General features: G+C 68.1%; 13 protein-coding genes. 6 read left to right on the forward strand and 7 right to left on the reverse strand.

Going from position 1 to position 12,529, the window contains the following annotated elements:
• The first annotated feature begins 116 nt into the window (after positions 1-116).
• The 5 genes from H0B54_RS01895 (at position 117) to H0B54_RS01915 (ending at position 4,077) form a co-directional block, all read left to right on the forward strand.
• A complete protein-coding gene (locus H0B54_RS01895; protein ID WP_188259011.1) occupies positions 117-1,505 on the forward strand; it encodes a leucyl aminopeptidase family protein in 1,389 nt (462 codons plus the stop codon).
• Positions 1,506-1,648: 143 nt separating this feature from the next.
• On the forward strand, positions 1,649-2,671 hold the full coding sequence (gene fliG / locus H0B54_RS01900) for a flagellar motor switch protein FliG (RefSeq protein ID WP_035670918.1): 1,023 nt from the start codon (positions 1,649-1,651) through the stop codon (positions 2,669-2,671).
• A 270-nt stretch (positions 2,672-2,941) separates the two neighbouring features.
• Positions 2,942-3,196, forward strand: a complete 255-nt coding sequence (locus H0B54_RS01905; RefSeq protein ID WP_188259012.1) for a CopG family ribbon-helix-helix protein — start codon at positions 2,942-2,944, stop codon at positions 3,194-3,196.
• The gene (locus H0B54_RS01910; protein WP_188259013.1) at positions 3,193-3,498 is read left to right on the forward strand and encodes a type II toxin-antitoxin system RelE/ParE family toxin; all 306 of its coding nucleotides are present in this window, start codon (positions 3,193-3,195) and stop codon (positions 3,496-3,498) included. The genes H0B54_RS01905 and H0B54_RS01910 overlap by 4 nt, the downstream gene beginning before the upstream one ends.
• 138 nt (positions 3,499-3,636) lie before the next feature.
• Complete coding sequence (locus H0B54_RS01915; protein ID WP_188259014.1) at positions 3,637-4,077, forward strand: MarR family transcriptional regulator; 441 nt, start codon at positions 3,637-3,639, stop codon at positions 4,075-4,077.
• A gap of 12 nt (positions 4,078-4,089) precedes the next feature.
• Here the strand turns inward: H0B54_RS01915 and H0B54_RS01920 are convergent, their stop codons facing one another.
• Positions 4,090-5,016 (reverse strand): NAD(P)-dependent oxidoreductase, encoded by a 927-nt coding sequence (locus H0B54_RS01920; RefSeq protein WP_188259015.1) that lies wholly within the window; start codon positions 5,014-5,016, stop codon positions 4,090-4,092.
• A gap of 56 nt (positions 5,017-5,072) precedes the next feature.
• Here H0B54_RS01920 and H0B54_RS01925 point away from each other — a divergent pair, with 56 nt between their 5' ends.
• Entirely contained in the window at positions 5,073-5,717 is a 645-nt protein-coding gene (locus H0B54_RS01925; RefSeq protein WP_188259016.1) for a pseudouridine synthase, read from the forward strand.
• On the opposite strand, the gene H0B54_RS01930 is transcribed toward H0B54_RS01925, so the two are convergent.
• From H0B54_RS01930 to H0B54_RS01955, 6 genes are all read right to left on the reverse strand, one after another.
• Complete coding sequence (locus tag H0B54_RS01930) at positions 5,692-7,323, reverse strand: ABC transporter ATP-binding protein (RefSeq protein ID WP_188259017.1); 1,632 nt, start codon at positions 7,321-7,323, stop codon at positions 5,692-5,694. The two genes, H0B54_RS01925 and H0B54_RS01930, sit on opposite strands and share 26 nt — an antisense overlap.
• Before the next feature lie 10 nt (positions 7,324-7,333).
• Positions 7,334-7,804, reverse strand: a complete 471-nt coding sequence (locus tag H0B54_RS01935; RefSeq protein WP_188259018.1) for a PIN domain-containing protein — start codon at positions 7,802-7,804, stop codon at positions 7,334-7,336.
• A gap of 2 nt (positions 7,805-7,806) precedes the next feature.
• A complete protein-coding gene (locus tag H0B54_RS01940) occupies positions 7,807-8,049 on the reverse strand; it encodes a type II toxin-antitoxin system Phd/YefM family antitoxin (protein ID WP_014239394.1) in 243 nt (80 codons plus the stop codon).
• A gap of 71 nt (positions 8,050-8,120) precedes the next feature.
• Positions 8,121-9,233, reverse strand: coding sequence for an ABC transporter permease (locus tag H0B54_RS01945; protein ID WP_149648333.1), 1,113 nt, complete (start codon positions 9,231-9,233; stop codon positions 8,121-8,123).
• Positions 9,234-9,393: 160 nt separating this feature from the next.
• On the reverse strand, positions 9,394-10,503 hold the full coding sequence (locus tag H0B54_RS01950) for a microcin C ABC transporter permease YejB (protein WP_109070514.1): 1,110 nt from the start codon (positions 10,501-10,503) through the stop codon (positions 9,394-9,396).
• 143 nt (positions 10,504-10,646) lie between these two features.
• The gene (locus H0B54_RS01955; protein WP_188259019.1) at positions 10,647-12,521 is read right to left on the reverse strand and encodes an extracellular solute-binding protein; all 1,875 of its coding nucleotides are present in this window, start codon (positions 12,519-12,521) and stop codon (positions 10,647-10,649) included.
• Positions 12,522-12,529: the final 8 nt, after the last annotated feature.

A 12,529-nucleotide genomic window follows, 5' to 3' on the forward strand; every position in this document is an offset into this window, starting at 1 on the left:
GAGCATGCCTGCCCCGCACCGATCCGGCAAGCCGGCCCGCAATCCCCCTTTTCAGGGGCGCCCCGGCGCGCCATGCTTTCCATACTGTTTCCGTTTCCTGACGAAGGACGCCCGTCTTGCTCGCCACCCTGCTCGCCACGGCCGGCCCCGGCACCGTGACCATCACCCCGCTGAACAAGGCCGGCCTCGCCACGTGGCTGGAAGGCCAGCCGCCCGCCACCGCGGCCTGGGTGAAGGCCGTGAACTTCACGGCGGAGGCCGGCTCCACCGCCTTCATTCAGGGGGAGGGCGGGGCGGTCGCCCGCGTGCTGGCCGGCGTGTCGGCGCTGGACGACCTGTGGGGCCTCGCCGGGCTGCCCGCCGGCCTGCCGCCGGGGAACTACCAGCTGGACGAGGCGGTGGACGCCGCGCTCGACCGCCGCGCCGCCACTCGCTTGGCGCTGGGCTGGGCGCTCGGCAGCTACCGCTTCGGGCGCTACAAGGCGTCGGAGAAGGCCTTCGCCAACCTCGTCTGGCCGAAGCACGCCGACCAGGGCGAGGTGCAGCGCACCGCCACCGCCACCACCCTGCTGCGCGACCTCGTCAACACGCCGGCCAACGACCTCGGCCCGGCGGAGCTGGCCGCCGCCGCCGCCGCGCTGGCGTCGGAGTTCGAGGCGGGGCTGGACGTCATCGTCGGTGACGGGCTGCTCGACCGCGACTATCCGGCCATCCACGCGGTGGGCCGGGCCAGCCCACGGGCGCCGCGGCTGATCGACCTGCGCTGGGGCAACCCGACGCACCCGAAGGTGACCATCGTCGGCAAGGGCGTCTGCTTCGACAGCGGCGGGCTGGACATCAAGCCATCGTCGGGCATGCTGCTGATGAAGAAGGACATGGGCGGCGCGGCGCACGCGCTGGCGCTGGGCCGCATGGTGATGATGGCGGGGCTGCCGGTGCGGCTGCGCGTTCTGATCCCGGCGGTGGAGAACGTCATCTCCGGCAACGCCTTCAAGCCGATGGACGTGCTGAAGACGCGCAAGGGGCTGACCGTGGAGGTCGGCAACACCGACGCCGAGGGCCGGCTGATCCTGTGCGACGCGCTGGCCGAGGCGGATTCGGAGAAGCCCGCCCTGCTGATCGACTTCGCCACCCTGACCGGGGCCGCCCGCGTCGCGCTGGGGCCGGACCTGCCGGCGCTGTTCGCCAACGACGACGCCCTCGCCAACGACCTGCTGGCGGCCGGAGAGGAGCAGAGCGACCCGCTGTGGCGCCTGCCGCTGTGGGCGCCCTACCGCAAGGGGCTGGACAGCAAGGTGGCCGACCTCAACAACGTGACCAGCAACGGCATGGCCGGGGCGATCACCGCCGGGCTGTTCCTTCAGGAGTTCGTGTCGAAGGACACGCCCTGGGCGCATCTCGACACCTTCGCCTGGAACAGCGGCGCCCGCCCCGGCCGCCCGGAAGGCGGCGAGGCGCTGGGTCTGCGCGCGGCCTATGCCGTCATCGCCAAGCGGTTCGGGTGACAAAGCGCTCCAACATCCGGCATATGGTTAAAATTGTCACCCCCGCGGGCGTCGCGGGGGTGGCGTGGCGATTCGGAAAGGACTAAAACCTTCGGGTAGGACCGGTGGACTCGGGTGCCGGCCGGGTTTTTGGAGGCGGATACATGGCGCTGAAGGTTCGTGAGGATTATCGCACCCTCACCGGTCCGGAGAAGGCGGCCATTCTGATGCTGGCGCTGGGCGACGAGCATTCGTCCAAGTTGTTCGCGATGATGGACGACGAGGAGATCAAGGAGCTGTCGCAGGTGATGGCGAACCTGGGCACCGTCTCCGCCAACCTGATCGAGCGCCTGTTCGTCGAATTCGCCGAGCAGATGTCGGCCACCGGCTCGCTGGTCGGCTCCTTCGACTCCACCGAACGCCTGCTGTTGAAGACGCTGCCCAAGGACAAGGTCGACTCCATCATGGAGGAGATCCGCGGTCCCGCCGGCCGGACCATGTGGGACAAGCTGGCCAACGTCAACGAATCGGTCCTGTCCAACTATTTGAAGAACGAGTACCCGCAGACCGTGGCGGTGGTGCTGTCGAAGATCCGCCCGGAACACGCCGGCCGCGTGCTGACCCAGCTGCCGGAGAGCTTCGCGATGGAGGTCATCATGCGCATGCTGCGCATGGAGGCCGTGCAGAAGGAGGTGCTGGACGACGTGGAGCGCACGCTGCGCACCGAGTTCATGACCAACCTCGCCCGCACCAGCCGCCGCGACAGCCACGAGATGCTGGCGGAAATCTTCAACGGCCTGGACCGCACGACCGAGCACCGCTTCATGGCGGCCCTGGAGGAGCGCAACCGCGACAGCGCCGAGCGCATCAAGTCGCTGATGTTCACCTTCGAGGACCTGTCCAAGCTCGATCCCTCCGGCGTCCAGGCCCTGCTGCGCAGCGTCGACAAGCAGAAGCTCGCCACCGCCCTGAAGGGCGCGTCGGAGACGCTGAAGGACCTGTTCTTCTCCAACATGTCCGAGCGCGCGGCGAAGATCCTGCGCGAGGATATGGCCGCCATGGGTCCGGTCCGCGTCCGCGAGGTGGACGAATCCCAGATGTACATGGTCCAGCTCGCCAAGGATCTGGCGGCCCGCGGCGAAATCGTCATCTCCGAAGGCAGCGGCGAGAACGAGTTGATCTACTGATCGGGTTCCCGACGAGGCGCCCCCACCCTCCCCATGCGGTGCATGGGTCCCCTCCCTCCCCCGCTTCGCAGGGGAGGGCGTTGTCCGAAGCCAGCGGAGTTCCCTCCCCTGCGCAGCGGAGGAGGGTTAGGGTGGGGGCAAAGCTCCGTCATCCGATACACTCCTCCACCTGCGACACCCTAACCGATCAACAGGAATCTCCATGGCCCTTGAAAGCCATATTGGAGCCGCATACCCTTTCCCCAACATTCACCCCAGCGGGGCGCACCGATGTCCGAACCGGTATCCGTGACCATTCGCGTGGATGGAAAGATAGCCGAAGCGCTCGACCGACTTGCGCGGGCGACGGCGCACGATCCGGCTTGGCATGTCGAGCGCGCGGTCGAGAGTTACCTTGCCGACCAGTGTGAGGCGTTCGAGGACATCCGCCGGGCTGTCGCCGATGCCGATGAGGGTGACTTCGCCAGTGACGACGAGGTCGAAAAAGCGTTTGCCTCTTTCGGCCAGCCTTTGAGGGCGCAGTGAAGGTCCGCTATCTGCGCGGTGCCCTTCGAAACATCGACGACATTTCCCGTTACGTCCGCGAGCACAATCCCGCCGCGGCGGTGCGCATCGCGCAGCGCATCCGTCAGTCTGTGGCGTTGATCGCCGAGCGGCCCAACATTGGCAAGCCGGGCATTTTTCCCGGCACGCGGGAACTGAAGCTGTCCGATCTTCCTTATCGGATCGTCTATCGGGTGACGGTGTCCAATGACATGGATGCCCAGCTGGAGATCCTGCGGGTGCACCACATCCGCCGCCAGCCGCCTCCGCCCGACTGGGCGTGAGCCTTCCGCGACGAACTGACCGATCGATCCGGTTGCGAAACGCTTGCTTGTCCGAGCCGGGTTGGGGGACACTCCTTCGCCGCGCGTTCCGAATGCGGGGGCCTTCGGGGCAAGGGACGCGGCACGCGGGGGGAAAACATGGCACGGAACCTGAAAGCGCTCGGCCTGTGGCGGACGGCTCTGATCGCCAGCGTCCGGCAGGACGGGCCGGACCTGTCGGCGCGGCAGATGGCGATCATGCTTCAGGTCTATTTGAGCGATCCGCCGCACACCGTGCGCGGGCTGGCGGCGACGCTGAACATCTCCAAGCCGGCGGTGACCCGCGCGCTCGACCGGCTGTCGCTGCTCGGCTTCATCAAGCGCAAGCGCGACGCCGAGGACAAGCGCAGCGTGCTCGTCCAGCGCACCGTAAAGGGCAGCGTCTTCCTGTCCGACTTCGCCGAGCTGGTGGTCGCCGCGGGCGCCGTGGCGCCGGAAGACATGGCCGTCATCCGCGCCGAGGAGGAGGTGGCCGCCTCCGCCAAGGCGCGGCTGGAGGCGCAGTTGAGCGCCTCCGGCCCTGTGGTGGTGCCCGCCTGACCGCCACCGTTTTCAGTAGCCCTGGCTGCGGTCCACGAGGTTCGGCAGGGGGCGCCCCTCGCGGAAGGCGGTGATCGCCTCGGCCACCACCGCGGCGGAGCGCGACGGGTGGGTGACGGCGGCGACGTGCGGCGTCACATGCACCTTCGGGTGCGTCCAGAAGGGATGGCCGGCGGGCAGCGGCTCCTCCGCGAACACGTCCAGGCTGGCCCCGGCGATGTGCCCGCTCTCCAGCGCCGCCAGCAGATCGTCCTCCACCAGATGCCCGCCGCGCGCGGCGTTGACGACCACCGCCCCCTTGGGCAGGGCGGCGAACAGCTTGCGGTTCAGCAGGCCGCGCGTCTCCGCCGTCAGCGGCAGCAGGCAGACCAGCAGGTCGCATTGCCCGAGCATCGCCGCCAGCCCGTCGGGTCCGGAGAAGCTCTCCACCCCCGGCAGCGTCTTCGGCGTCCGGCTCCAGCCCAGCACGCGGTAGTCCATGCTCAGCAGCGTCTTGGCCGAGGCCATGCCCAGCTCGCCCATGCCGAGGATGCCGACACTCACCTCCGACGCCGGACGGTGGTCCAGCGGCTCCCACCGCCCGGCTTGCTGGAGCGCCTTGTACTCGTCGAGAAGCCGGTGCCAACGCAGCACCTGGAGCGCCACATAGCCGGCCATGTCCACGGTCAGCCCCTCCGACACCATGCGGACCAGTGGCACCTCGGGCAGGGTGGGGTCGAGCAGCAGCGATTCCACCCCGGCGCCCAGCGAGACGATCAGCTTCAGGTTCGGCAGGGTGGCGAGCAGCCCGTGCGGCGGCTTCCACACCAGCGCCATCTCGATGTCCGCCGGGTCCCCCATCTCGGGCCACACCCGCACCTCCAGCCCGGGCAGGCGGGCGTCCAGCTCGCTCAGCCAGCGGTCGGAGCGGTCGGTGGTGGAGCAGAAAAGCAGCGTCACGGCGCAAACCCCTGTAATGTTGTCGTTGTTCGTCTCAAAACCCGTTCGAGCCAACCGTGCCCCGTCTGATCCTGCTGAACAAGCCCTATGGCGTGCTGCCCCAGTTTACCGATGAGCAGGGGCGCCCGACGTTGGCCGACCATGTGCCGGTGAAGGGAGTCTACGCCGCCGGGCGACTGGACCGCGACAGCGAGGGGTTGCTGGCGCTGAGCGACGACGGCGCGCTGATCGCCCGCATCGCCTCGCCCAAGCACAAGCTGCCCAAGACCTACTGGGTGCAGGTGGAGGGCGTCCCGACCGAGGAGGCGTTGCAGCGCCTGCGCGACGGGGTGACGCTCAACGACGGCCCGACCCTGCCCGCCGAGGCCCGCCGGATGGCGGAGCCGGACGGCCTGTGGCCGCGCGACCCGCCCGTGCGCTTCCGCGCCGCCATCCCGACGAGCTGGATCGCCCTGACCCTGCGGGAGGGGCGGAACCGTCAGGTGCGCCGCATGACCGCCGCGGTCGGCTTCCCGACCCTGCGGCTGATCCGCTGGTCCATCGGCGACTGGACGCTGGACGGTCTGGCGCCCGGCCAATGGCGCGAGGTGACGGTGCCGGGGCGGGACTCCCCGAAGGCGCCGCCGGTCAGGGCGAAGGCGCCGCCCAACGCGAAGGCGAAGCGCCCGCGGACCGCTACATCCGCACGGCGTCGGACTTGACGGCTTCCAGGTTCAGCGCGGCGGCGAGCAGGGCGCGGGTGTATTCCTCCCGCGGCTCCTCGAAGATGCGGCGGGTGGGTCCCTGCTCCACCACCTTGCCGTCCTTCATGACGATGACGTGGCTGCTGAGCGCCCGCACGACCCGCAGGTCGTGGCTGATGAAGAGGTAGGCGAGGTTGTTGCGCGCCTGGATGTCGCGCAGCAGGTCGACGATCTGCGCCTGAACCGACATGTCGAGCGCGCTGGTCGGCTCGTCCAGGACGACGAATTTCGGCTTCAGCACCAGGGCGCGGGCGATGGCGATGCGCTGGCGCTGGCCGCCGGAGAACTCGTGCGGGTAGCGGTGGCGGCTGGACGGGTCGAGCCCCACCTCCTCCAGCGCCTTCGCCACCATGGCGTCGCGTTCGGCGCCGGAGCCGATGCCGTGGATGGTCAGCCCCTCGCCGATGATCTGGCCGACCGACAGGCGGGGCGACAGGCTGCCGTAGGGGTCCTGGAAGACCACCTGCATCTCCCGCCGCAGCCCGCGCAGCTTCTTGGCCTGCCAGCCCTGGATGTCCTTGCCGTCGAAGCGGATCGCCCCCTCGCTGGCGTGCAGGCGCAGCAGGGCCAGCCCCAGCGTCGTCTTGCCGGAACCGGACTCGCCGACCACCCCGACGGTGTGTCCCTGCCGCACGTTGACCGACACGCCGTCCACGGCGCGGACGTGATCGACGGTGCGGCGCAGCAGGCCCTTCTTGATGGGGAACCAGACCTTGAGGTTGTCGGCGGCCATGACCTCCGGCGCGTCGGCGGGCGGGGTCAGCGGGTCGCCCTTCGGCTCCGCGGCCAGGAGCTTGCGCGTGTACGGGTGCTGCGGGCGGGCGAAGATGTCGGCCACCTCGGCCTGCTCGACGATCTCGCCCTGGTTCATCACGCAGACCCGGTCGGCCATCTTGCGCACCACGCCCAGATCGTGGGTGATGAGCAGCAGCGCCATGCCGAAGCGGCGCTGAAGATCCTTCAGCAGCTCCAGGATCTGCGCCTGGATGGTGACGTCCAGCGCGGTGGTCGGCTCGTCGGCGATCAGCAGGTCCGGCTCGTTGGCGAGCGCCATGGCGATCATCACGCGCTGGCGCTGGCCGCCCGACAGCTCGTGCGGGTAGGCGTTCAGCCGCTTTTCCGGGTTGGGCAGACCGACCAGCCGCAGCAGCTCCAGCGTGCGCTTGCGCGCGGCGGCGCGGGACAGGCCCTTGTGCAGGAACAGCGTCTCGTTGATCTGCCGCTCAATGCTGTGGAGCGGGTTCAGCGAGGTCATCGGTTCCTGGAAGATCATGGCGATGCGGTCGCCGCGCACGTCGCGCAGCACCTTCTCCTCCGCCCCCACCAGCTCGGTCCCGCGGAAGCGGATGGAGCCATGCGGGTGGCGCGCCATGGGGTAGGGCAGCAGTTGGAGGATCGACAGGGCGGTGACCGACTTGCCCGACCCGGACTCGCCGACCAGCGCCAGGGTCTCCCCCTTGGCGATGTCGAAGGACACACCCTTCACCGCGTGCATCGCCCCGCCGCCCGAGCGGAACTCGACATGGAGGTTGCGGACCTGGAGGAGATCGTCGGTCGCGGTCATGGTTTCCATCCTAGGAGGCCGGCTTGCCGGCGAGCAGAGCCGACAGCAAGGGGTGCGGCGTGGCGGAGAACGGGTTGACAACGGTCAGGCCGCGCCATGTGAAGCCTTCCTGCATGTCTTCCGACAGCATCAGACGGCAGCCGGACTCCGCAGCCGCCGACAGGACGACGCTGTCCCAGATCGACAAGCGATGGATCGCGGCCAGATCGATGGCCGCCATCATCACGGCGGCGGTCGTGTCCACCGGCGCGTAAAGATCGCACCAGTTCAGGATCGCGGTGCGCACCTCGGTCGCCGGGCGTTTGGCCTTTCCGGTGAGCACGCGGTACAGCTCCCCCAGAACCTGGGCTGGAACAACGACGTCCTCCGCGGGCACGGCGTCCAGCAGGTCGTGAACCACCGCCGGCTTGTGCGTGTCGGACGGCAGGAAGGCGACGCCCTCGGCGTAAACGAGCAGGTTCGTGTCGAGGGCGACGCGCATGCTCACTCCTCGTACAGCTCGTCGCGGCTCCAGCGCGGACCGACGATCTGCACGGGCTGCGCCCTCAGCCGTGCCATCAAGGTCGCCTTGGCGGCGTCGGACAGGGCACTGCTCCGCTTGGTGGGGACGATCCGCGCGACCGGCGTGCCATGGGAGGTCACGACATAGCTGTGCCCTTCCTTCACACTGCGAAGGATCTGGGAGAAGTTTCGGTTGGCCTCCGCGGCGGAGACAGCGTCTTCCATGGGACTCGCGCCCAATGTAGTGAATTTGCCTACAAGATGGCCGCGAACAGCCGTTCCGTCAAGAACGCCGGTCATTCTGCGGCCTTCTGCGCCACCGCGCCCGCCTCGTTGGCGGTTCCGGTGGCCGTGGAAAGCTGACCGATGGTTTTGCGCGGGTCGAAGGCGTCGCGCACCGCCTCGCCGATGAAGATCAACAGGCTCAGCATGATCGCCAGCACGAAGAAGGCGGTCAGGCCCAGCCAGGGCGCCTGGAGGTTCGCCTTGCCCTGGGCGAGCAGCTCGCCCAGCGAGGGGGAGCCGGGAGGCAGGCCGAAGCCCAGGAAGTCCAGCGCCGTCAGCGTGGTGATGGAGCCGTTCAGGATGAAGGGCAGGAAGGTCAGGGTCGCCACCATCGCGTTGGGCAGCACATGGCGCACCATGATCGTCGCGTCGGTGGCGCCCAGCGCGCGGGCCGCGCGCACATAGTCGAAGTTGCGCGCCCGCAGGAACTCCGCCCGCACCACATGAACCAGCGAGGTCCAGGAGAACAGCAGCAGCAGCCCAAGCAGCCACCAGAAGTTCGGCGTCACCACGCTGGACAGGATGATGAGCAGGAACAGCGTGGGCAGGCCCTGCCAGATCTCGATGAAGCGCTGGAACAGCAGGTCGGTGATGCCGCCGAAGTAGCCCTGTACCGCCCCCGCCATGATGCCGACGACCGAGGAGAAGGCGGTCAGCACCAGCCCGAACAGCACCGAGATGCGGAAGCCGTAGATCAGCCGCGCCACCACGTCGCGCCCCTGATCGTCGGTGCCCAGCCAGTTGTCGGCCGACGGCGGGGCCGGGGCGGGGACCGGCAGGTTGTAGTTGATGGTGCGGTAGCCGTAGGGGATCGGCGGCCAGACGATCCAGCCCTTCTCCTCGATCAGCTGGCGCACGTAGGGGTCGCGGTAATCGGTCTCCGTCTCGAACTCGCCGCCGAAGGTGGTCTCCGGATAGGCGGTGAAGACGGGCCAGTAGAGCGCGTTGTCGTATTTGATGAGCAGCGGGCGGTCGTTGGCGATGAACTCCGCGCCCAGCGACAGGGTGAACAGCACCAGGAAGATCCAGAAGGACCAGAAGCCCCGCCGGTTCGCCCGAAAATTCGCCAGCCGCCGCCGGGTAAGCGGCGTCACGCGCAGGCCGAGGAAACGGTCGCCGCTCATGGTCGCGTCTCCTGCGTCCAATCCCTCTCCCCCCCGGGGAGAGGGTGGCGCCGAAGGCGCCGGGTGAGGGTCCGCCGAGGATCAGCCCCGTGATCCTCGACGGTACCCCCACCCCAACCCTCCCCCGGGGCGGGGGAGGGAGAGTGCCAAAAGCTCGCCATCACACCCTCCGCGCTTCGAAGTCGATGCGGGGATCGACGGCGACGTAGGTCACGTCGCCGACGAGGTTCATGATGAGCCCCAGCAGCGTGAAGAAGTACAGCGTGCCGAACATCACCGGATAATCGCGGTTGATCGCCGCCTCGAAGCCCAGCAGCCCCAGCCCGTCCAGCGAGAAGATCACCTCGATCAGCAGGGCGCCGGTGAACAGGATGCCGATGAAGGCGCCGGGGAAGCCGGCGATGACGATCAGCATGGCGTTGCGGAAGATGTGGCCGTAGAGCACCCGCCGCTCCGCCAGACCCTTGGCGCGGGCGGTGACGACATACTGCTTGTTGATCTCCTCCAGGAAGGAGTTCTTGGTCAGCATGGTCAGCCCGGCGAAGCCGCCGATCACCATGGACAGCACCGGCAGCACCATGTGCCACATGTAGTCGAGGATCTGCCGCCACCAGGGCAGGCTCGCCCAGTTGTCGGAGACCAGCCCGCGCAATGGGAACAGGTCGAAATAGCGCCCGCCGGCGAAGACGACGATCAGCAGCACGGCAAACAGGAAGCTGGGGATGGCGTAGCCGACGATGACCACGCCGGAGGTCCAGACGTCGAAGGGCTGGCCGTCGCGCACCGCCTTGGCGATGCCCAGCGGGATCGACACCAGATAAACGATCAGCGTCGTCCAGATGCCCAGCGAGATCGACACCGGCATCTTCTCGATCACCAGATCGACGACGCTGCGGTCGCGGAAATAGCTCTTGCCGAAGTCGAACATCAGGTAGTTCGACATCATGTGGATGAAGCGCTCGTGCAGCGGCTTGTCGAAGCCGAATTCCTTCTCAAGCTGCTTGATGAATTCCGGGTCGAGCCCCTGGGCGCCGCGGTAGCGGCTGCCGGTGTCGCCGCCCTGGGCCTGCTGCGCCGCCGGGCCGCCGGTCTCGCCGCCGCCGGTGCCGCCGATGCGGGCGGTCGCCTCCACCGCGGTGCCCTGGACGCGGGCGATCATCTGCTCGATGGGACCGCCGGGCGCGATCTGCACGATCAGGAAATTGATGACCATGATCCCGAACAGCGTCGGGATGATCAGCAGCAGACGGCGGATGATGTAGGCCAGCATCGCGCGGGTTCGCCTTTCTGTTTGCCGTCTCACCCCGGCGGCACTTTCGTGCCGCCGGGGTGCCCCTCTCGATCAATGCTAACGCATTGATCTGCCGGGTTCTACGGTTGGAAAATGATGGAAGCGTCCATTTCCCAACCGTCTCAGGGCGCCGCGCGGCGGGCCGTGTTGGCGAGCTTCGCGTTCTTGTCGGGATCGACCCACCAGGTGTCGGTGAAGGCCAAGCCGTATTTGGGCGCAACCGCCGGATGGGAGAAACGGTTCCAATAGGCGACGCGCCGCACGTCGTCGTGCCATTGCGGGATGACGTACCAGCCCCACAGCAGCACGCGGTCGAGCGCGCGGGTCGCCGTGACCAGGCTCTCGCGGTCGGGGGCCTGGATGACCTTGTCGATCAGCGCGTCGACCACCGGGTCCTTGATGCCGGCCAGATTGCGGCTGCCCGGCTGGTCGGCGCGGGCGGATTGCCAGTAGTCGCGCTGTTCGTTGCCGGGCGAGGTCGATTGCAGGATGCGCTGGATGACCATGTCGAAGTCGTAGCGGTCGATCCGGTTCTGATACTGGGCGGTGTCCACCACGCGGATGGCCGCCTCGATCCCGGCGCGCTCCAGGTTGCGGACGAAGGGCTGGACGATGCGGTCCATGTCCGGCTGCACCAGCAGGATCTCGAAGCGCATCGGCTCGCCGGTCTTCGCGTTCAGCAGCTTGTTGCCCTTCAGCTCCCACCCGGCCTCCTTGAGCAAGGACAGTGCCGTGCGCAGGTTCGGGCGGATGTTGCCCGACCCATCGGTCTGCGGCGGCGCGAAGGGCTTGGTGAAGACCTCCTCCGGCACCTTGCCGCGGAAGGGCTCCAGAAGCTTCAGCTCCTCCGGCGAGGGCAGGCCGGCGGAGGCCAGTTCGGAGTTGGAGAAGAAGCTCTTGGTGCGCTGGAACAACCCGTAGGACAGGTTGGCCCGCGTCCATTCGTAGTCGAACAGGTAATTCAGCGCCTCGCGCACCTTGCGGTCGGCGAAGACCGGGCGGCGGCTGTTGAACACGAAGGCCTGCATGCCCTGCGGGTCCTGGTGCTTGATCTCCTCGCGGACGATGTGGCCGTCGCGCACGGCGGACACGTCGTAGCTGGTCACCCAGTTCTTCGACGAATGCTCCACCCGGAAATCGATGGCCCCGGCCTTGAAGGCTTCGAACACCACGTCGAGGTCGCGGTAATAGTCGAAGCGGATGCGGTCGAAGTTGTAGCGCCCGCGGTTGACCGGCAGGTCCTTGGCCCACCAGTCCGTCACCCGCTCGAAGACGAGGGAGCGGCCGGGCTGCACCTCGACGATCCGGTAGGGGCCGCTGCCGACGATGGGGTCCAGCGTCGTGCTGGCGAAGTCGCGCACCCCGGAGCCGTTTCCTTCGAACACATGCTTCGGCAGCACCGGCAACTGGCCCATGATGACCGGCAGCTCGGGGTTGCCGCCGTCGCGGAAGGTGAAGGTGACCGCACGCTCTCCCGTCTTCTCCGCCTTCACCACGTCGGCGTAGTAGGTGCGGTAGAGCGGGTGGCCCTTGTCGCGCAACGTCTCGAAGCTCCACACCACGTCCTCGGCGGTCACCGGGGCGCCGTCGTGGAAGCGCGCCTGCGGGCGCAGCGTGAAGCGGACCCAGCTCCGGTCTTCGGCGACGGTGATGGTCTCGGCGAGCAGCCCGTAGCGGGTCAGCACCTCGTCCCCGCTCTCCACCGTCAGCGTGTCGAAGGGCAGGCTGGCCCCGGCGGCGGTCGACCCGCGCAGGATGAAGGGGTTCAGGCTGTCGAAGCTGCCGTAGGTCGCCAGCTTGATCTCGCCGCCCTTGGGGGCGTCGGGGTTGACGTAGTCGAAATGCTGGAAGTCCGGCCCGTATTTGGGCGTCCCATGGGCCGTGACGGCGTGCCGGGCGGCTCCCTGCGGGTTGGATTGGGCATGGGCCACGGCGAAGGGTTCCGCCAGATACAGGCACATGACCGCGGCCAGGATCGCTTTACCGGTCTTCCTCATGCCCCTCT

The sequence above is a fragment of the Azospirillum tabaci genome, from assembly GCF_014596085.1.
GTDB classification, from domain to species: Bacteria; Pseudomonadota; Alphaproteobacteria; order Azospirillales; family Azospirillaceae; genus Azospirillum; species Azospirillum tabaci.